Consider the following 19737-nt stretch of genomic DNA (forward strand, 5'->3'; position numbering starts at 1 on the left):
AGCAGTTTGTCAGGATTTCCTCAGGGAAATGAAAGCCAGGCGCGCTACACTGTTTCTCAGAAGATTCCATTCCGAGGAGCAGGCCCATGAAACGCATCCAGCAAGGTTTTACCCTGATCGAGATCATGATCACGGTGGCGATTGTCGGCATCTTGCTGGCCGTGGCAATTCCGGCCTATAGCGACTACACCACGCGCGGCCGTTTGAGCGAGGCTTTTACCGCCCTCGGCGGCGCGCAGCCGGCCGCCGAGCAGTTCTGGTCGAACAACCGCACCTACGCCGGCTTCGACGCTTCGCCAAGCTTCCCGGCCAACACCGCGACCTTCACCTACACGCTCAGCAACGCCACCACCTCGACCTACACCATCACCGCCACCGGCGCCGGCAAGATGAACGGGTTCATCTACACCATCAATGAAACCGGCGCCCACGCCACCACCGGCAGCCCGGCCGGCTGGGGCACCAGCAATGCGTGCTGGGTCGACCACAAGGGTGGAGCATGTTCCAACTAATCGCCCCGTCGCGCCGCCGCGCTGGCGGCTTTACGCTGATCGAGCTGCTGATCACGATCACCATTTTCGGCGTGATGCTGGCGATCGGCATCCCCAACGCCAGCCAATGGCTGCTGACCAACCGCGCGCGCAGCGCCAGCGAGTTTTATCTCGACGGCTTTGCCATGGCGCGGCGGCAGGCGGTGTCGCACAACGCCTTCAGCCGCATTTCGCTCACGCCCAACACCAATACCGGGCAGATGGATTGGCAGGTGGATATCTGCTTCGTCGGCGCCAACGGCAATTGCGCGGCCGACGATGCGGGCTGGTCGACCACCACCGCCGCCGCCGCCAACGATCCGCAGGGCGCGGCCGGTTTCAAGTCGGTGTTCCGCTCGGCCGATGCGCTGCCGTCGTCGGAAGTGCTGCTGCCGAGCACGCTGCCGGCCGGCGCATCGCAGGTGTATTACACCGCCACCGGCTGGGTCGATACCAATTTCGCGCCGCGCCTCACGCAGCTGCGCCTGGATCCGTCGACCAAGTACGCGAACAACGTGCCGGTGGTGGCGCTCAGCGTCACGCTGGCCGGCATGGCCAGCAAGTGCGATCCGACGCTGGCGGCCACCGATAACCGGGCTTGCCCACCATGAAGACCATTCCACAAGCACGCAGCTTGCGCCGGCAGGGCGGTATCGCCTTGCTGGAGGCCATGCTGGCGATTGTCATCCTCGGCATCGGCCTGCTGGGCACCGTCGGTTTGCAGGCGCGCGCCTACTCGGCCTTGTCGGACGCCGGCGCGCGCGCCGACGCCACGCTGGCGGCGGAAAAGCTGATCGGCATCATCAACGCCGACCTGCCGAACGTGAACTCCTACAACCTGGCCGAGAACGGCACACCCAACAACCAACTGGCAGGCTGGGCCGCCGAGACGCGCAAGAATATTCCTGGTGCGATTCTGTTCGTGCAGGTGCAGGATCAGCCGGCGCAGAACCGCTATCAGGTCGACATCTCGATCCGCTGGCAGCGCAAGGCCAAGAGCGAGCCGAACCGCCACCGCGTCACCTCCTACATCGCGCGCTGACATGGCTACCCAACCTAACCAACGCCAAGGCGGCTTCTCGCTGGTCGAGCTGATGGTCAGCGTGGTGATCGGCCTGCTGGCGCTGCTGTTTGCCACGCGGCTGGTGATTAGCGGCGAAGCCAACAAGGACGCCGCCGTCGGCGGTTCCGACTCCATGCAAAACGGCATGCTGGCAATGTTCTCGCTGAGCGGCGATGCCGCCACCGCCGGCTGGGGCTTGAACGACCGCACCGTGGCCGGCTGCAATACCGTTTTCAGCGACCAGCGCGGCTACGCGCTGCTGGGCGCCAAGCGCGACGGCGTTGACATCACGCCACTGGCCTCGGTGGTGATCCAGTCCAACGGCACGGCGCCGGACGTGATCTCTTTCAACAGCGGCAATTCCAACGCCGGCGTCGGCTCCATCATGATGACTGCCGATTACGGCGGCGAAAGCTTTGTGGTCGGCGCCCAGCGCTCGCCGTACGGCTACAACAATGGCGATGTGCTGGTGGTGGCGCCGCAAGCGCCGGATCGCCCGTGCACCGTGATGCAGATGGCCGGCTTTAATCCCGCCACCGGCCGCGACGCCGAGATGCTGCTCAACAGCGGCGCCCAGTACCGCTACAATCCGGCGGCCAGCATGGCGCAGGCCTACCTCAAGAACGTCACCTTCATGTACAACCTGGGCCGGCCGGATTTGCTGCACTTCCACACCTGGTCGGTGAACAACGGCGTGCTGCTGCTGCGCGCGACCGACCTGGCCGGCGCTGAGCAGGCCGGTATTTCGGTGGCCGACAACATCGTGTCGATCAAGGCGCAGTACGGTTTCGATAATCGCGCGCTGCCGAACTGGGATCCCAACCCGGCCGGCAACGGCACCCAGATGGTGGTCACCAGCACCGGCATGCAGACCACGGTGTGGAGCCCAACGATGATGGATGCCGATAACGACGGCGTCAACGGCGGCCCCGGCGACTACCAGCGCATCTCGGCGGTGCGGATCGCCGTGGTAGCGCGCAGCAAGACGGTGGAAAAGCCGGCCCGCGACGGCACCTGCAGCGCCACCACGGTGCTGCCCACGGTGTTCGGCAACAGCGTGCCGACCGGCGTGGCGGCAGTGCCGATGCAAGTCAACGTGGCAGTGGGCGGCGATCCGCTGAGCTGGAAGTGCTATCGCTACCGCGTGTTTGAAACCATCGTGCCCATTCTTAATTCCCAGTACCGGCCATGAGACAGCTCCATTCCCAGCGCGGCATTGCCTTGCCGATCATGCTCATCATGCTGGCGGTGATGATGGTCAGCAGCATTTACCTGCTCAAATCCAGCACGTCCAGCACGCTGACCACCTCCAATCTTGCCTACGAAGCGGCGCTGACCAAGGCGGCCGACGCCGGCCTGCATGCCGGCTTCACCTACCTGCGCACGGTGCCCAACAAGAATGCTTTGCTGACCGACCAGGCGGCGGCCGGCTACGTCGCCACCTTGCCGCAGAACTGGACGGTCAGCAATCCCAATTTCTGGATCGGCGCCATCACCATGCCGGCAGATGCCGACGGCAACCGGGTGCAGTACGTGATTCACCGCATGTGCATGCTGCCCGGCGCTTACGACGACCCGACCAACCGCTGCCAGACCACGGCGCCGCGTCCCGGCACCACCGGCCCGCGCGCGCTGGGCGAAACGCTGAAGATCGACGCTTCCAACCTGGCCGTCGCGGCGCAGATCCACTACGTGGTGACGGCGCGCGTGTCCGGCCCGCGCGGCGGCAATGTGATGACGCAAGCCGTCGTCATGAAAGGCCCTTGAGGAATCACCATGACGAAGTTACTAACCCCGTTACTGTCCCTGCTGGCGTTATTGCTGTCCATCGGTGCGCACGCCGCCCCGACGCAGATCGCCCAAGTGCCGCTGCTGAATATCACCGGCACCGGCACCGTCAAGCCGAACCTGATGCTGCTGTTCGATAACTCCGGTTCCATGGATCAGACCTACACGCCGGACTACGTCAACGACAGCATCTGCCGCAGCAATGTGACCTTGCAGGCGGGGACGATGGCCTGCAATGTCGGCCATCCGCCGTTCATGAGCCCGGACTTCAACAAGCAGTACTACAACCCGGCGATCCACTACCAGGTGCCGATCAAGTCGGATGGCACCTACTACCCGGAGCAGAACGCGGCCAATACCAGCAACTGGACCGTGGTCAGCAACGACGGCTTCGGCGCGCGCCGCGCCGACTTGTTCGGCAATACCGGCAGCAACAACATCAACCTGGTGACCGGCTTCCCGGATTTGAAGTGGTGCACCAACACCAACGGCACCTCGTGCCAGTTCAATACCTCGACCTACAGCTACCCGGACGCGACTTACCGGTCGCCGATTGATATCACCACCGGGCCGTATTACTACACCATCGGCGTTGGCCAGTACTGCGCCGACGACAAGATGACGAGCTGCAAATCGACCACCATCGGCGGCACGGCGCCGAGCGGCTATCCGGTGCCGGTGAAAGTGCGCTGGTGCAGCGATCGCTTGCTGACCAACTGCCAGGGCAAGCGGGTAGGCTCGTTCATCTATCCGAGCTACTCGGCGCCGTCCGGGGCGATTGCGTCCTTCGGCACCATCGCCATCGGCGCCTCGAGCAGCGCCAATTCGCTCAGCATCAGCAGCATTGTGATTGCCGAATCGGGCGGCAACGTCACCATCACCAATGGCACGGTGACCGCGTCCACCGGCACCAACACCGCGCTCAAGCAGCAGACCATGGCCAGCGCGGTCGCCGCCAGCATCATTGCGCGCAGCACCACCAACCAGTACTACGCCTGCGTGAAGACGCCGACCGGGCAGGCCACCGTACCGGCGTGCAGCACTTTCGGCATTACGCTGTCGGCGGAGAACGTGGTGGCGGTGGTGCCGGTCACCTGCAATGGCGCCAAGAATCTGACCAACTGCGTGACCGTGACCGATAACTCGCGCGCCGGCTGGGGCTTTACCGTGACCGCCACCTCGGTGCGCACCGCGCCAGCCTACGTGACGTTCACCGGCACTACCTCGAACAGCGGCTCGCCGACCATCGGCACCACCAAGTACAACACCACCAACCTGTTTAACAGCCTGTCGCTGAATACCAATCGCTCGGCGGCGCAGGTGGCCAACACCTTCGTGACCGCCATCGGCACCGGCGGCACCTACAAGGCGTACGCCGGCACCAACAGCAATTGCGTGAACACGCTGCCGGCCAACAGTGTGTGCGTGGTCGATAGCGGCTCCAGCGCCAACACCGGCACCATCGTCATGGGCTCGATTTCGAACGCCGGCTCGCTGGTTGCCACGGTCACGGCCGCGGCCATGGATACCATCACCACCACCACGGCTGCGCTGTCGGCCGGCTCGGGTGCGCCGAACCCGTTCGTGCGCGTGAACATCGTCAGCGGCCAGACCTATCCGAAGTCCGTCGACCGCACCGATTGCGCCGGCGCGACCTGCACCTACGCGGAGGAGATGACCAACTTCGCCAACTGGTACGTGTACTACAAGAGCCGCTTGCAAATGATGAAGACCTCGGTGGGCATCGCGTTCTCGCCGATCACGGCGAACTACAAGGTCGGCTTCGTCAAGCTGTCCAACGCCGGCGCCGGCAGCGCCATGGATTTGAAGCCAGCCGATTTCACCGGCGCGGCGCGCTCGACCTGGTACACCACGCTGTACAACACCACCACTTCCGGCTCGACGCCGATCCGCACCGCGATGGACAATGTCGGCCGCATGTTTGCCAACCTGTCGCCGTACAACTATGCGGCGGGGCAGGAGGTGGTGCAGTACCCGTGCCAGCCGAATTTCATGATCCTGACCACGGACGGCTACTGGAACGGCAGCAGCACCAACAACGTGGTGAACAACGACAACGTGGAAAACTCGGCGCGCTTCTGCACCATCTCGTCCGGCTGCGTGGACAAGCGGGCGCAGTCGCAGCCGTCGATCTCGGACGTGGCGCTGCACTGGTACAACGGCGGCTCCAGTACCGGCACCGTATCCTTGCGGCCAGCGCTGGAGCCGGACATGAACAAGCCCGGCTCGGTGCCGGCCGCCAACGGCGAGAACACCCACCTGCACATGAACACCTACACGCTGGGCCTCGGCGTGGACGGCGTCATGACCTACGAGCCGAACTACGACACCGCGCCCAAGCCAGGCGGCGACTTCTACAACCTGATCACACAAGCGCCGTCCGGCTGCCCGTGGAATGGCGGCGGCGCCTACGTCTGGCCAGACCCGGACACCACCAACACCGCCAGCACGGTGCAGGAACGCGTCGATGACTTGTGGCACGCCGCCATCAACGGCCACGGCAAGTACTTCAGCGCGCAGGATCCGAAAGACGTGGTGAGCGGCTTGCGCGAGGCGCTGTCCAACATGCAGGTACGCACCGGCGCGGCAGCGGCGGCGGCAACCTCGACGCCGAACATCACGCTGACCGACAACGATATTTTCTCGGCCACCTTCACCACGGTGCGCTGGTATGGCGAGCTGACCGACCGCAAGATCGACACCACCACCGGTGAAGTCATCAAAACGCCTACGTGGAGCACCAGCACCACGGTCGGCAAGTCGATCGCCACCCGCAAGATCAAGATGATGCAGGCCAGCCAGGCGCCGGGCACCGACCCGGTCGACTTCACCTTCGATAACATGGACACCGCTACCAAGGCATGGTTTGCCAACAAGTGCAGCATCCTGGCGCAGTGCACCTTGTTGTCTGCTGCGGACAAGACCACGGTCAACAACGGCACCAACATGGTCAACTGGCTGCGCGGTGTACAGGATTATGCCGACGACAATCTGTTCCGTGCCTACACCACCACCACCGATTCCACCGGCGCCACGGTGCCGATCGTGATCGGCGACATTGCCTCGTCAAAACCGGCCTACCTGCGCGAACCGCACAACAATTACCCGGACACCGCCTACGCCGACTACAAGACCGCCTACGCCAGCCGCCCCGGAACGGTGTTCGTGGCGGCCAATGACGGCATGCTGCACGCATTTGATGGCGCCACCGGCAGCGAGCGCTGGGCCTACGTGCCGCGCATCGTGATGGGCAAGATGGCCGCGCTGGCCAGCACCACCTACGGCACCAACCACCAGTTCACCGCCGACGGTTCGCCCGAGGTGGCGGACGTGAAGATCAACGGCCAGTGGCGCACCATGCTGGTCGGCGGACTGAACGCGGGCGGACGCGGCTTCTACGCGCTGGACGTGACCGATCCGGCCGCGCCGAAAGTGATGTGGGAGCTGTGCGCCGACGCCGCCGTTTGCCCGCAGCACAATGAGCCTGAATTGGGACTGAGCTTTGGCAATCCGCAGTTCGGCATTTGGCAGGATAAATGGGTAGTGTTCCTGACCTCCGGCTACAACAATATTCCGGGCTCTGACGGCGTGAATACTGGCACCGGTACCGGCATGCTGTTCATCGTCGAGGCGGCGACCGGCAATGTGCTGGCGCGCGCCAAGACCAACTCGGGCGACACCACCACGCCGTCCGGCCTGGCCAAGATTACCGCCATCAGCAGCGACCCGCTGGCCGATGCCAAGGTGACCTACATCTACGGCGGCGACGTGCTGGGCGCGATGTGGCGTTTCGATTTGACCGCCACCACGGGCGCGATTTCGGTGGTGAAGATGGGCGATGCCGGAACTTCCAAGCCGATCACCACGCGGCCAGACGTGACGCAGTGCGGCGTGCCGATTACCAGTACGGACTCGAACGGCATTACCAGCACCAAGACCAGCGCCACCCGCATCGTGCTGTTCGGCACCGGCCGGCTGCTGGATGTGCCCGATACCTCCAACACGGCGATCCAGAGCTTGTTTGCGCTGAAGGACAGCGGCACTGCGCTGGGCACGATTCCGACCTCGAACCTGGTGCAGCAAGTCTTGAGCGTGCAGGGCTCGTCCAGCAACCAGACCACCTACGCCATCACCAACAACGCGGTCGACCTGACGCAAAAGGATGGCTGGTACTTCAACTGGAACCTGAATGCCGGCGAGCGCATGAATCTGGACCCGCAAATCGTCAGCGGCGTGGCTAACGTAATTACCAACATTCCGTCGTCGTCGTCGGCGTGCTCGGTGGGCGGCACCAGTAATCTGTACCAGGTCGACGTCTGCACCGGGCAGGGCGTGAATGGCGATCCGGCTGGCTCGACCCTGTCCAACACCTCGGCGGCGGTCGGTTTCATCATCGTGCGGCTGCCGAGCGGCCAGTTGAAGCTGATTACCACCTTTGCCGACGGCAGCAACGCCACCAGCCGCACCAAAGAACTGGATACGGCCGAGGCGCACCGGGTCGGATGGCGTCGTATTAAGGGCGAATAGCGGGTATAATCGAGGGTTTGCAGAACCGCTTCTCAGATCCTCGACATGGTCACCGACACCGAAAACAATATCCCCGAAAATAACGACGACGCTCCGTCGCCAGCGGCCAGCCTAAAAACGCCGGCCCTGATCGCGCGCGAAGTGCAGCGCCGCCGCACCTTCGGCATCATTTCCCACCCGGATGCGGGTAAAACCACGCTGACCGAGAAGCTGCTGCTGTTCTCGGGCGCGATCCAGATGGCCGGTACCGTGAAAGCCCGTAAATCGGGCCGCCACGCGACCTCGGACTGGATGGAAATCGAGAAGCAGCGCGGCATTTCGGTGGCCTCGTCGGTGATGCAGTTTGAATTCCGCGACCACGTGGTCAACCTGCTGGATACCCCGGGCCACCAGGACTTTTCGGAAGATACCTATCGCGTGCTGACCGCCGTTGACTCGGCGCTGATGGTGATCGACGCCGCCAAGGGTGTGGAAGCGCAGACCATCAAGCTGCTGGACGTGTGCCGCATGCGCAATACGCCTATCGTGACCTTCATGAACAAGATGGATCGCGAAACCCGCGACCCGCTGGAACTGCTGGACGAGCTGGAATCGGTGCTGAAGATCCAGTGCGCGCCGGTAACCTGGCCGATTGGCATGGGCAAGAACTTCCGCGGCGTCTACCACCTGCTGAACGACACCATCATGCTGTTCAAGGCCGGTGAAGAGCGTGCCGACGGCGCGTTCGAGATCATCGAAGGCATCGACAATCCGCGCCTGCAGGAAATGTTCCCGCTGGAAATGGATCAACTGCGCATGGAAGTGGAGCTGGTGGCCGGCGCCTCGACCCCGTTCAACCTGCAAGAATTCCTGGCCGGCGTGCAAACTCCGGTGTTCTTCGGTTCGGCAATCAACAACTTCGGCGTGCGCGAGATTCTGTCGGCGCTGGTGGACTGGGCCCCGGCGCCTCGCGAACGCGACGCCAGCGTGCGCGCGGTCGATCCGAAAGAAGAGCCGTTCACTGGCTTCGTGTTCAAGATTCAGGCCAATATGGATCCGGCGCACCGCGACCGTATCGCCTTCCTGCGCGTCTGCTCGGGCCGCTTTGAGCGCGGCATGAAGGTCAAGCACCTGCGCCTGGGGCGCGAGGTGAAGGTATCGTCGGTGGTGACGTTCATGGCATCGACCCGAGAGCAGGTCGAAGAGGCATACGCCGGCGATATTATCGGCTTGCCGAACCACGGCAATATGCAAATCGGCGATTCTTTCTCCGAAGGCGAAATGCTGACCTTTACCGGCATTCCCTTCTTTGCGCCGGACTTCTTCCGCCAGGTGCGCATCCGCAATCCGCTGAAAATCAAGCAGCTACACAAAGGTTTGCAGCAGCTGGGCGAAGAGGGCGCAGTGCAGGTATTCAAGCCGGTGCAGGGCGGCGAACTGGTGCTGGGCGCGGTCGGCGTGCTGCAGTTCGAGGTGGTGGCAAGCCGCCTGATGAACGAGTACGGCGTTGATGCGGTGTTTGAAAGCACCAGCATCAGCAGCGCGCGCTGGGTCTCGAGCGACGACAAGAAAGCGCTGGCCGACTTCGAAGACCAGCTCGGTCACAACGTCGCCTACGATGCGGCTGGCAACCTGGCCTATCTGGCGACTTCGAGCGTCAACCTGCGCCTGACGCAGGAACGCTGGCCAAAACTGCAATTCCACGCCACCCGCGAGCACTCGGCCAAGCTTTAATCGGTCTAATCGGCCGCCATGGCGCGCAGCAGGGCCGGCACTTCGGTGCTGATCTCGCGCGCCAGGTAGCCTTGCGGCCCGTGTTTCAGGGCCAGCTGTTCTCCCGCCATGGCGTGCAGCGCCACGCCCCAGGCCGCAGCCTGTCCCAGTGGCGCGCCGCGCGCTGCCAGGCCGGCGATGATGCCGGCCAATACATCTCCCGATCCCGATATCGCCAACCCGGTGTTGCCGCCTTCGTGATGCCATTCCTGGTGGTTGACGTCGGCAATCACGGTCAACGCGCCTTTCAGCGCGACCGTGGCTTGCCAGCGTTGCGCCGCCAGCGGGGCAGCGGCGGCCGGCTGGGCCCGGATGTCGTCTTTGTCGGCGCCGGTAAGGCTGGCGAGTTCGCCCGCGTGCGGTGTCAGCAGCACCGGGCTGGCAAAGCGGAAGCCGCCGACCGGGGCGGCCAGCGCCTCAGCCTCCGCTGCGACTGCGCCGCCCGCCACCGCAAGGGCTAAGCCGCCAGCCGGCGCCTGCCCGGGGCCAGCGGCCGTACCTGTGACGCTCGTGGCGGCCGCGCCGCAGTCGGCGTCGCGGCTGACGATGCTCATGCCGGCCGCGTCCAGAATCAGCGGCGCGTGGATGCAATCCGGCAGCAGGGCGCGCACGAGCTGGCAGCAAGCGGTCTCGTCCTGCATGCCGGGCCCGATCAGCACGGCGCTGGCCTGGCGGCAGACGGCTTGCAGGTCGGGGCGCTGGTCGACGATCAAGCCGCCTTCGGCCGTTTCCCGCAGGCCGATCACGCGCGCTTCGGGCACCGCCACGCCGACGTGCGGCGCTACACTGTCGGCGGTCACGATGGCCAGCTTGCCTGCGCCGGCGCGCAGGGCAGCGGTAGCGGCCAGCAGCACCGCGCCCGGCATCTCCCGCGATCCGGCGATAATTACCACGTAACCTCGCGCATTTTTATCGCCATCAGCCAGTGGCATGGGCAGCGGCCAATCGCGCAGCAAGCGGGGGGTGATGTGCTGGATCATGATTTGGGCGCCGCCGGCTGGTCTTTTTGATGGGTGACCGGCGTGCCGGTCTGCTCGAGCGGCGCGACGAAGTTGGCTTGCACCAGCGTCAACTTGCCGTGCTTGCCCGCTGCCGGATCGAAGCGGTATTCAGTGATGCCGCAGTTGGGCACGTCGCCGGCGCGGTCAATCGCCAGGATAGCGTCCTCGTCCAGCCGCTCCAGCAGATAGCGGAAGCAGTTGACGATCACCTGATGGGCGACGATCAGCACCCGCTCGCCGTGGTACTCGCGGGTCATGGTGTCGATCACGCTGCGCAGCCGCAGGATGACGTCGCACCAGCTCTCGCCGCCGGGCGGACGGAAGTAAAATTTGCCGACGTGGGCGCGCTGTTCGGCCAGCTCGGGATATTTGTCGTGGATGCCCAGCGGCGTCAGGCGGTCGAGCACGCCAAACTCCTTTTCACGCAGCCGCTCGTCGGCCGCCACTGCCAGCAACCGGTCGCGCCCGAGGTGGTCAAGCACCGCGTTGGCGGTGGCCCTGGCCCGGATGTAGGGTGAAAACAGCACCACGCTGGGCTGGGCGTCCGGCGGCAGCGCCTGGAACCAGCCGCTCATTGCGTGTGCCTGGCGCTGCCCCAGCTCGGACAGCGGAACATCAACGTCGCGGTCAGCCAGGTCGATCAGTAACTTTTTTCCAGCTTCGGCTTCGTCGCGGGCGACATTGCCGGCGCTTTGACCGTGCCGAACCAGCCAGAGTTGCTGCGGCCATTTTTGTTCCATCAGCGCTCTCCTAGATCGAGTTCAACCCAGACCGGCGCATGGTCGCTGGGCTTGTCGCGCCCGCGCACATCCCGGTCAACGCCGGCCGATTTGAGCGCCGGCGCCAAGGCAGGGCTAAGCAGGATATGGTCGATACGCAGGCCAGCATTGCGCCCGTAGGCATTGCGGAAATAATCCCAGAAGGTATAAATCACTTCGCCCGGATGGGTGGCGCGCAGGGTATCGCACCAGCCCTGATCAAGCAAACGGTGAAATGCCGCGCGCACTTCGGGACGGAATAGGGCATCGTCCAGCCAGCGTTCCGGTTTGTACACATCCAATTCGGTCGGCATAACATTAAAATCGCCGGCTAGCACCACAGGGGCGCCGCTTTTGATTAATTGCGAGGCATGCAGAATAAACTGCTCAAACCATTTTAGTTTGTAATCGAATTTAGGGCCGGGAGCGGGATTGCCATTCGGCAGGTATAAGCCGCCGATAACAACGCCGTTCACCACAGCCTCGATATAGCGGCTTTGCGTATCGTCAGGATCGTCCGGTAATCCACGTCCGGTTTCTATCGGCTGCTGCCCGCGCGCTAAAATCGCAACGCCATTCCAGCTTTTCTGGCCGTGCCAGATAGCTTGATAACCGGCCTCGTTAATCGCCGCCTCGGGAAATTTCTCCTGCGGTGCTTTCAATTCTTGCAGGCACACTGCGTCCGGCTGCGTCTCAGACAGCCATTGAAGCAGTGCAGGCAAGCGGGCGCCGATGCCGTTGACGTTAAAGGTAGCGATACGCATTTAGCAATTATAAGGAGCGGGGCGGCACGCACCCGTGCGCCAGCGCACCTAAAGGCCTGGCTTTCATGCCAAGTCTTGGCGCGTTCTTGCCAAGTTCTGGCGAGCGTCGCGAATTCTTCTTGACAGCTGCGTAGTTCGGGCCTACTGTATTAGGCAACTAATACACAAATACTAGTGCCATGGCTACCCATACAGCATCATTATTTTCGATTGCAACCGGCTCGTCCGATCCCATTTACCGGCAATTAATTGAACAGGTAAGGCGATTAATTGCTGCCACGGTTTTAAAACCCGGCGATGTTTTACCGTCGGTGCGCGATGTAGCGCTGACATTAGCCGTTAATCCGATGACGGTTTCCAAGGCTTATAACATGATGGAAACCGAGGGTTTATTGAGCCGCGCGCGCGGTGTCGGCATGCTGGTGGCCGAAAGTAAATCACCGCAAGGTAAAGAAAATCTTTTAAGGCCGAGTTTGGAGCGGGCCGCCGCTGAAGCCCGCCAATTGGAATTGGATAACGAAACCGTATTAGCGCTGTTTGCAAAAATTCTTGGAGAAACTAAATGAAATCAGCCGTCGTTGAAATCGCCAATCTGCATAAATCTTTTGGCCAACAGCAAGTATTGCAGGGTGTTAATTGGAATATTGAATCCGGTAAAGTAATTGGCTTGCTGGGGCGCAACGGCGCAGGCAAATCGACCTTGCTGGAATGCCTGCTAGGTTTGCGCGAGGCGGACGTCGGCGGCTGCAAGCTGTTCGGCGAGCCGGTGAACGCGCTGAGCGAGGCGGCGCGTGCCGACATCGGCTATGTGCCGCAAAAGTCGGAATTGTTTGAGTGGTTGACGCCGTTGCAACTTTTAGATTACTTCAAGGCGCTGTATCCGCACTGGAACCAAGCCAAGGTGGATGGCCTGATGCAACGCTGGGGACTGGCCAGCGACGCGGCGACTAAGCAAATTAGCAAGCTTTCCGGCGGCGAAAAGCAGCGCCTGTCCATCATCCGAGCGCTGGCCCACGATCCGAAGTTGCTGGTGCTGGACGAGCCAGTCGCCAGTCTCGACCCAGTTGGCCGCCGTGATTTCTTGCAGGAATTGATCAGCGACGGCATCGAGCGCGGCACCACGGTGATCTTCTCCACCCACATCCTGTCCGACCTTGAACGGGTAGCGCTAGACGTTGCATTTTTGCAAGGCGGCAAAATCGTACTGCAAGGCGCGCTCGATGAATTGCTAGAAGGCAAAAATCTGAGCCTGGAAGACCTGTTCGTCGAGGTGACCAAGTGAATGCCGCCGACCGCCAATTACTGTTGCAAGTGGTTTACGACCGCGCCGGCAGGGGCACACTGGTGCGCCTGAGCTGGTTCATCGGTTTCTTAGGATTGGTGCAGCTGATTAGCAAGCACTTCAACCAGCCGGCGTTCGGCGAGGTGCCGCTGCTGTTCCTGAGCAGTTGCCTAGCTTACCTGTGGTGCGGTGCGTTTGTGAAAAACGCGATCCAGCAGAATTCGCCGTCAAACGCGGTGCTGGTGCCGGGCTTGCGGCGCCGCCTGATGCGGATGACGGTATATTTTTACGTCGCAGCCACCTTGCTGACCGGCGTGCTGAGCTGGCTGCTGCTTGACCGGCCCAGCTACGGGCTGTTGTTGGGGGCCGTGTTCAGCGTCTACGTGCTGTACGCGCAACGCCACAGCGGCTTGAATTTTCTGCCGGTCGCGGTGATCATTGCCTCGACATGGGTAAGCCGTCATCCCGTGGATGAACTGTTGGCAGCGGTTGATCGTATTGGTGAGTTGCCAATCACGGTGATTGGTTTGCTGCTGCTGGCGCTGATGGGCTGGCACGCTGTGCACATGCTGTTCCTGCACGGCGGCGACCGCCATTGGGCCTGGCATCACCGCCACATCCGCCAATTGGCGCGCGCCAACGGCCGCACGGTCAACACCGCGCCGGGTTGCGGCCTACGCTGGCTGGCTTGGCTGCGTACGCCGTACAACCTTGCTTTGCGCGCCGACAGCCGCCGTGGTGCGGGTCGCGGCCGCCAGATGCTGCATTCGCTGGGCTTGCCGGCCTATGATGGCGGAGCGATTGGCTATGCGCTGGTATCGGCAGTGGTGATGGCGCTGGTGGGGCGCTACGTGGCCAGCAAGGGCGATGTTGTGGTGACCATGATCTGCAGCACCATGATGCAAGGCATGCTGATGATGAGCGTGCTGATTTATGCCGCCACGGTGGCCTCGCAAGCGGTGCGCTACGGCGGTGAGCAGGGCTTGTTCCGCTTGAGCCCGGCGGCGCCTGCGACCGGGCAGTTCAACCGCGTGCTGCTGGGCACGCTGCTGTTCCGCTGCTTGCGGCTGTGGCTGATTTCGGCGGTGGCGGCCATCGCCATCGATGCGGCAGTGCTCGGCCAGTTTGAATTGCGCGGCATTACCTACGCGCTGGCGATGCTGATGCTGCCGTTTTCCGTCATGCTGCTGCGCGATTACGCCAGCGCGGCGGCGCAGCCGAATACCGTGCTGACCGTGGCGACGACCACGCTGGTCGTGCTGGCCTACATCGCGCTGGCGGGATTGGATCAGAAGTACCCGGGGCTGCCGCTGTTCTGGCTCGGCAGCATCGTCTGGGCAGCGACGGCCGTGACGCTGGTGCTGCGCTGGCGGCGCTGGGGGGCAGCGCCAGTGCTGCTGCCGGCCGGACGCTTGGCCGCCTAGTTGGTTTGCAGGACGAGGCCCAGCGTGACAACCGGTTCGCTGCCGCCGCGCGCGACGAGGCGGTTGCCCCAGGTGGCGTCGATTTGCAGGTGGTCCGGGATCAACTGATGAGCGTAGCCGAACTGGTAGCGTGAGCCGTTGCGCTGCTGGCCAAAGGCTTCGGCAGTGATCGAGTTGCGCGGGTTGAGCTTGAACTCAGCGCCGATGCCCCAGGTGGCGTCGGTGGTGCGCGTGGCTTGCGTGCGGGCGACGCCAGCATTCAAGTGCAGCAGCACGCTGTCATCGCGCAGCGAGAAGCTGAGCGGGACGTTGGCCGAGACGTCGCCATCCAGACCGCGTCCAGCGCGGAATTGATCGGCCAGCACCAGGCCAATGCCCCAGCCGCCGGCCTCCAGCGGCTTGAACACAGTCTTGGCTTGCAGGCGGCCGTAGTGCATGGTGCGCACCTTGTCGTCAGCCCAGCCGACGCCGGCGGCCATCTCCCACGTACCGCCCGCATTGCAGGCAGGCGTGGCCCAGAACTCGCGCGCGTTGCCGGCGCGCTGGCCGTAAGTCTCCAGCTGGCATTGGCCGGGCGCGACGATGGCGGCATCATCAACCGTCATCGGACGGCCAGCATGCGCCGGCAGCGCGGCAAAAATGGCGGTGGCAGCGAAGGCGGTAACGGCCAACGGGCAGGCGCGCGCGGTCGCGGCGCCACCGGCCGCGCGGCGCGACCGGATCAGGGTGTTCAGCAAGATCATCGGATTGTCAGTTTCTTTTTATGGCGTCGCCACTGTAGCGCCACCAAGTGAAACCTTGATGACAGCCTTACTTGGCGAGAGTGGCCAGCGGTTTGCCCTTATCGACCACGTAGACGCCAACCAGCTTCAGCGGCACGGAGCCGGTGTTGATGGCGTCATGGATGGTGCCGGCAGGTATGACGTAAGATTCACCGGCCTTGACGCGGCGCGGGTCTTCGCCCTCGATGCGCAACTCGCCTTCGCCTTCCAGTATGTAGGCGATTTCATCGCCCGGGTGGGAATGGCGGCCGGCGGCCACGCCCGCATCCAGTTCGACCTTGGCGACGACCGCCTCGCGTCCGGGGATGGACACATCGGCTTTCTGGATCACGGTGCGGCGGATTGTACCAGTTTGCGCCAGCGCGGTGCCGGCGGCCAGCATTACAATCAGGATAACCTTGGTCAGTTTCATGGCGCGTCCCTCGGCGTTGTTGGAACGTCAATTCTACGCCGTCCTAGCCACAGCGCATCGGCAATCGCGCCGATCCAGCAGATGACACAAACTAGCGAGGCCAGATTGGTTGCAGCGTTGTCGACGCCTGCCGTGTGGATGCGTTCGGTGATGGCGATCGGGTCAAGGGGCAGGGCGCCACTGTTGATCTCGTCCAGCAGGCGGGAAGCCAGTTGCAGCACGGTGCGCAGCAGGTAAAACACGGCGGCAGCGGTCGGCAGCAGGAACAACAGACCGCGTTTGGCGCGGCGCGGTTGAAGCACCAAGTGGCCGAGTCCGGGAAAAACCAACGCCGATAGCAGGGCCGCCTTGGTCGATGCTTTCATATCGCTCCTGTTGTTACTTTGTGCCTATTGATCGAACGCAAAATTACCTTGCGGCAGCCAGCGTAGATTACAACATCTTGGCTACCGGGGGGAATCATGCGTGCGTTAATCGGAATGGCTTGGATGGTGTGCTGTGCGGTGCAGGCCGCACCGAATGAGAAGGATGCCATAGCGCTGGCCGAGAAGGGCGCGCAGTTCGTGCGCGCGCGCGGCAAGGCCGAGATGACGGCGCGCATCAACAGCAAAGACCCGGAATTCAACCAGGGCGCGCTGTATCTGGCCATGCGCGATTTGAATGGGATTACGGTGGCGCATCCGACCACCGCATTGATCGGCAAGAACCTGCTCGACGTGCCCGACGCCGACGGCAAACTATTCCGCCAGGAGATGGTGGCGCTGGCGCGCGGGCCGGGGCGTGGCTGGGTCGACTACAAATTCCGCAACCCGGAAACCGGCAAGGTCGAGGCCAAGCGCACCTACGTGCTGCGCGTGGACGACGTGGCGCTGGAAGCCGGCATCTACAAGCACTGAACCATCGTGCAGACTATGCTCAGCAAACTACGGATAGGGCCGAAGCTGCTGCTGGCGCCGGGTGTCGTGCTGATCCTGCTGATCGTGTTGTCGGCGGGCGCGTACCTTGGGCTGCTGCGGCAGAACCAGTCGCTCGACAACATGGTGCAGCAGCGCGCGGTGCGGCTGAAGGCGGCGGCCGACCTGGTGGCCAACGCGCACAAGGCGCATACCGAAATCTACCAGCTGCTCACGTGGATCAACGCCAGCTTCTCGACGCCGCGCGTGGATGCGCTGGTGCGCGATATTCATTTGCGCCACGCTGCGCTGGATCGCCAGTTCGTGCAGCTGGAAATGGCGACGCAGGCCGATCCGGCCGAGCGCCGCTTCGTGGTGCAGTCGCAGGCGGCGCACGCGGTGTACGTCAAGGCCATGCTTGATGTGATTGAGCTGGCGATGGCCGATCAGTCGATGGCGGCCAACGCCATGTCCAAGGCCGAGCGCGCGTTTGACGTGGTGGCGCTGCGGCTGGAAGAGCTGTCCAAGCTGGAGCAAAGCCTGAGCGAGCGTGCCTATGCCGATGCGGAGACTGACTTCCGCGTACTGTCGACGTGGATGCCGATCGTGGTGGCCTTGTCGATTGCGCTGTCGCTGCTGGTGACGATGGCGGTGCGCAACGCCATGCTGAAAGAAGTGCGCGAGATCGGCGCGGCGGCGGTGGATCTGGCCGAGGGTAATCTGACGGTGCGCCAGCGTGTGTACGGGCGCGATGAAATTGCCGAGACCTCGCGCGCATTGGACACCAGCATCCGCAATTTGAATACCACGTTGAAGACCATCCTGGCATCGGCGCAGTCGATTGATAACGCCTCACGCGAAATCGCTCAAGGTAACGCAGTGCTGGCGCGGCGCGCACGCGCGCAAGCCGGCACGCTGGAAGAAGCCGAAGGCGCGATGCAGGAACTGGGCTCGCAGTTGGCGCAGACTGCTACGCACGCCGAGTTGGCGGGCCAGTTGGCGCACTGCGCGAACAGCTTCGCGGCGCGTGGCGGTAGCGTGGTGCAGCGGCTGGTGGTGACCATGGCCTCGATACGCGGCAGCTCGCGGCGCGTGGTGGAAATCGTCGGCGTGATCGATGGCTTGGCGGTGCAGACGCACATGCTGGCCTTGAGCGCGGCAGTGGAAGCTGCGCGCGTCGGCGAGCAAGGGCAAGGCTTGGCAGTGGTAGCGGGTGAGGTGCGCATCTTGGCGCAGCGCTCGGCATCGGCTGCGCAGGAAATCAAGCTGCTGATTGCGGATTCAGTAGCGGAAATCGACAACGGCGCACGCTCGGTGGAAGAGGTGGGATTGAGTATGGCGGAAATCGTCGACTCGGTGCGGCAGGTTGGGGAAGTAATCGGTCAAATCGGCGTCGGCAACGGCGAGCAGGCGCAGGGCGTGGTGGGCATGCAGCAGGCCATCGTCAGCATGGATCAAATCACGCAGCAGAATCTGGCCTTGGTTCAGCAAGCGGCTGCTGCAGCGAGTACTTTGCAGCGGCAAGCGGTCTACCTATCGGAGGCGGTGGCCATCTTCAAGCTGGACGAAGGCATCGAGCCACCCGACGCCACCCGTCCAGCAGGCAGTGCCCGCATCGTCCGCCTACGCTTGGCTTCCGTGCGCAGCTAACTTACTCCACCGGTCGCCTTGCTGCTGGATGTAGCGAGCGTAGACGTATTTCCACGGCATGGCGAGCGGGATAATGATCACGAACAGGCATTCGAAAGTCGTGCTCATAATGGCTTCATCCACGACGCCGCTTTGCCACGCGGGCAGGGCGACGATTAGCAGCCAGATGGTTTTCCACGTCAGTTCCCAGAACAGCACCGGCAGCATTTGCAGCGGGTAGCGAATTCCGAGCACGCACAGCAAACTAAACGCCGCCAGCATGCACTTCACCACGCCCTGCGACAAGCCCCAAGGTTGGGCGTGATGAATCACGCCAGGCCATACCACCAGCCCCAATCCCACCACGATAATCAAATACACAGCTCTCAGCGAATACAGGCGAAACAGCGATACGTGTGGCATGGTGCGGCTCCTTGGTGTTAGTTCGTGTTGGTTAGATTATTCGACTTCCTTGAGTACTTTTTCGATGCCGGCCACGCGCGCTTGCAGATCGGCCAGCGCAGCGGCGGTTTTCTCTTGCGCTGCGACGGCGCGTTCGGCGATCAGGCGATACGCTTCTTCACCCTCTGCCTGCAACTTCGCCTTCTTGATGGCGACGATGAAGCGCATGCCGAAGATCAGAAAGATCGTCGCCAGCGGCATGAAGATGGTCAGCAGGTAAATCGGTTCAGACATAAGACGCCTCTATTTTTCAGGGTTGTTAGTCAAGGTTTTTACTGCTTCGGCAATCGCGGCCGGCGACAGATCGATGGCGAAGGGCGCGGCCTCAAAAAAATTCAGCGCCTTACCGTCTTCGGACAGTTCGAGCTGGCTGGAGACCAGGCCCGCTTCCTCCAGCTTCTGCAAATGCAGATGCAGCAAAGGGCGGCTGATATTCAACTCACGGGCCAACTGGCTGACGTAATTCCGTCCACCCGCCGCCAGCGCCCCCACCACCCGCAAACGATGCGGATTAGACAGCGCCGAAAGCGCCGCCAACAACTGATCGCCTGTGAGATGTTTTGATTTCATGTGTAAAGAATATCTGACAGGTGTCAGCAAGTCAAAGCTTTTTTTTAAAAGCGGCATTACTGCGGAGGGAAAGGCGGGG

The 19737-nt window shown here is 62.9% G+C and carries 21 protein-coding genes; 12 read left to right on the top strand and 9 right to left on the bottom strand.

Annotated features, from left to right (window positions below; genetic code table 11):
* The first annotated feature begins 86 nt into the window (after positions 1 to 86).
* Genes GTP45_RS08875 through GTP45_RS08905 form a run of 7 tightly spaced genes read left to right on the top strand, consistent with a single transcriptional unit; the run spans position 87 to position 9642 of the window.
* Positions 87 to 512: a type IV pilin protein gene (locus tag GTP45_RS08875; RefSeq protein ID WP_161013522.1), complete on the top strand. Its 426-nt coding sequence runs from the start codon at positions 87 to 89 to the stop codon at positions 510 to 512.
* Complete coding sequence (locus tag GTP45_RS08880; protein WP_161013523.1) at positions 500 to 1141, top strand: pilus assembly FimT family protein; 642 nt, start codon at positions 500 to 502, stop codon at positions 1139 to 1141. The genes GTP45_RS08875 and GTP45_RS08880 overlap by 13 nt, the downstream gene beginning before the upstream one ends.
* A complete protein-coding gene (locus GTP45_RS08885; RefSeq protein WP_161013524.1) occupies positions 1138 to 1572 on the top strand; it encodes a type IV pilus modification PilV family protein in 435 nt (144 codons plus the stop codon). Before GTP45_RS08880 ends, GTP45_RS08885 begins: the two co-directional genes overlap by 4 nt.
* 1 nt (position 1573) lies before the next feature.
* Positions 1574 to 2785 carry a PilW family protein gene (locus GTP45_RS08890; protein WP_161013525.1) on the top strand — a complete coding sequence of 404 codons (1212 nt, stop codon included), beginning with the start codon at positions 1574 to 1576 and terminating at the stop codon, positions 2783 to 2785.
* A complete protein-coding gene (locus GTP45_RS08895; protein ID WP_161013526.1) occupies positions 2782 to 3360 on the top strand; it encodes a pilus assembly PilX family protein in 579 nt (192 codons plus the stop codon). Before GTP45_RS08890 ends, GTP45_RS08895 begins: the two co-directional genes overlap by 4 nt.
* Positions 3361 to 3369: 9 nt before the next feature.
* Positions 3370 to 7929, top strand: coding sequence for a PilC/PilY family type IV pilus protein (locus GTP45_RS08900; protein ID WP_161013527.1), 4560 nt, complete (start codon positions 3370 to 3372; stop codon positions 7927 to 7929).
* Between the two features lie 45 nt (positions 7930 to 7974).
* The gene (locus tag GTP45_RS08905) at positions 7975 to 9642 is read left to right on the top strand and encodes a peptide chain release factor 3 (protein WP_161013528.1); all 1668 of its coding nucleotides are present in this window, start codon (positions 7975 to 7977) and stop codon (positions 9640 to 9642) included.
* A gap of 5 nt (positions 9643 to 9647) precedes the next feature.
* On the opposite strand, the gene GTP45_RS08910 is transcribed toward GTP45_RS08905, so the two are convergent.
* The 3 genes from GTP45_RS08910 to xth are packed head-to-tail and all read right to left on the bottom strand — an operon-like array spanning position 9648 to position 12204.
* Complete coding sequence (locus GTP45_RS08910; RefSeq protein WP_161013529.1) at positions 9648 to 10661, bottom strand: NAD(P)H-hydrate dehydratase; 1014 nt, start codon at positions 10659 to 10661, stop codon at positions 9648 to 9650.
* A complete protein-coding gene (locus tag GTP45_RS08915) occupies positions 10658 to 11422 on the bottom strand; it encodes a histidine phosphatase family protein (RefSeq protein WP_161013530.1) in 765 nt (254 codons plus the stop codon). Before GTP45_RS08915 ends, GTP45_RS08910 begins: the two co-directional genes overlap by 4 nt.
* Entirely contained in the window at positions 11422 to 12204 is a 783-nt protein-coding gene (gene xth / locus GTP45_RS08920; RefSeq protein ID WP_161013531.1) for an exodeoxyribonuclease III, read from the bottom strand. Before xth ends, GTP45_RS08915 begins: the two co-directional genes overlap by 1 nt.
* A gap of 179 nt (positions 12205 to 12383) precedes the next feature.
* On the opposite strand from xth, the gene GTP45_RS08925 reads away from it, so the two are divergent.
* From GTP45_RS08925 to GTP45_RS08935, 3 genes are read left to right on the top strand one after another with little or no spacing between them, the layout of a single operon-like run.
* Positions 12384 to 12770: a GntR family transcriptional regulator gene (locus GTP45_RS08925; RefSeq protein ID WP_161013532.1), complete on the top strand. Its 387-nt coding sequence runs from the start codon at positions 12384 to 12386 to the stop codon at positions 12768 to 12770.
* Positions 12767 to 13486, top strand: coding sequence for an ABC transporter ATP-binding protein (locus tag GTP45_RS08930; protein ID WP_161013533.1), 720 nt, complete (start codon positions 12767 to 12769; stop codon positions 13484 to 13486). Before GTP45_RS08925 ends, GTP45_RS08930 begins: the two co-directional genes overlap by 4 nt.
* The gene (locus GTP45_RS08935) at positions 13483 to 14910 is read left to right on the top strand and encodes a hypothetical protein (RefSeq protein ID WP_161013534.1); all 1428 of its coding nucleotides are present in this window, start codon (positions 13483 to 13485) and stop codon (positions 14908 to 14910) included. The genes GTP45_RS08930 and GTP45_RS08935 overlap by 4 nt, the downstream gene beginning before the upstream one ends.
* On the opposite strand, the gene GTP45_RS08940 is transcribed toward GTP45_RS08935, so the two are convergent.
* From GTP45_RS08940 to GTP45_RS08950, 3 genes are all read right to left on the bottom strand, one after another.
* Complete coding sequence (locus GTP45_RS08940; RefSeq protein ID WP_161013535.1) at positions 14907 to 15653, bottom strand: PA4824 family protein; 747 nt, start codon at positions 15651 to 15653, stop codon at positions 14907 to 14909. The two genes, GTP45_RS08935 and GTP45_RS08940, sit on opposite strands and share 4 nt — an antisense overlap.
* A gap of 67 nt (positions 15654 to 15720) precedes the next feature.
* Positions 15721 to 16104, bottom strand: coding sequence for a cupin domain-containing protein (locus GTP45_RS08945; protein ID WP_161013536.1), 384 nt, complete (start codon positions 16102 to 16104; stop codon positions 15721 to 15723).
* Positions 16101 to 16469 (bottom strand): hypothetical protein, encoded by a 369-nt coding sequence (locus tag GTP45_RS08950; RefSeq protein WP_161013537.1) that lies wholly within the window; start codon positions 16467 to 16469, stop codon positions 16101 to 16103. The genes GTP45_RS08945 and GTP45_RS08950 overlap by 4 nt, the downstream gene beginning before the upstream one ends.
* Before the next feature lie 96 nt (positions 16470 to 16565).
* Between GTP45_RS08950 and GTP45_RS08955 the strand changes: the two genes are divergently transcribed.
* Positions 16566 to 17000: a cache domain-containing protein gene (locus tag GTP45_RS08955; RefSeq protein WP_161013538.1), complete on the top strand. Its 435-nt coding sequence runs from the start codon at positions 16566 to 16568 to the stop codon at positions 16998 to 17000.
* 15 nt (positions 17001 to 17015) lie between these two features.
* A complete protein-coding gene (locus GTP45_RS08960; RefSeq protein ID WP_161014160.1) occupies positions 17016 to 18647 on the top strand; it encodes a methyl-accepting chemotaxis protein in 1632 nt (543 codons plus the stop codon).
* On the opposite strand, the gene GTP45_RS08965 is transcribed toward GTP45_RS08960, so the two are convergent.
* From GTP45_RS08965 to GTP45_RS08975, 3 genes are read right to left on the bottom strand one after another with little or no spacing between them, the layout of a single operon-like run.
* On the bottom strand, positions 18621 to 19049 hold the full coding sequence (locus GTP45_RS08965) for a hypothetical protein (RefSeq protein ID WP_161013539.1): 429 nt from the start codon (positions 19047 to 19049) through the stop codon (positions 18621 to 18623). The two genes, GTP45_RS08960 and GTP45_RS08965, sit on opposite strands and share 27 nt — an antisense overlap.
* Before the next feature lie 36 nt (positions 19050 to 19085).
* Entirely contained in the window at positions 19086 to 19322 is a 237-nt protein-coding gene (locus GTP45_RS08970) for a hypothetical protein (RefSeq protein ID WP_161013540.1), read from the bottom strand.
* 9 nt (positions 19323 to 19331) lie between these two features.
* A complete protein-coding gene (locus tag GTP45_RS08975) occupies positions 19332 to 19658 on the bottom strand; it encodes an ArsR/SmtB family transcription factor (protein ID WP_161013541.1) in 327 nt (108 codons plus the stop codon).
* Between the last annotated feature and the right edge of the window lie 79 nt (positions 19659 to 19737).

It is taken from the genome of Duganella rivi, from assembly GCF_009857435.1.
Taxonomy (GTDB): domain Bacteria; phylum Pseudomonadota; class Gammaproteobacteria; order Burkholderiales; family Burkholderiaceae_D; genus Rugamonas; species Rugamonas rivi.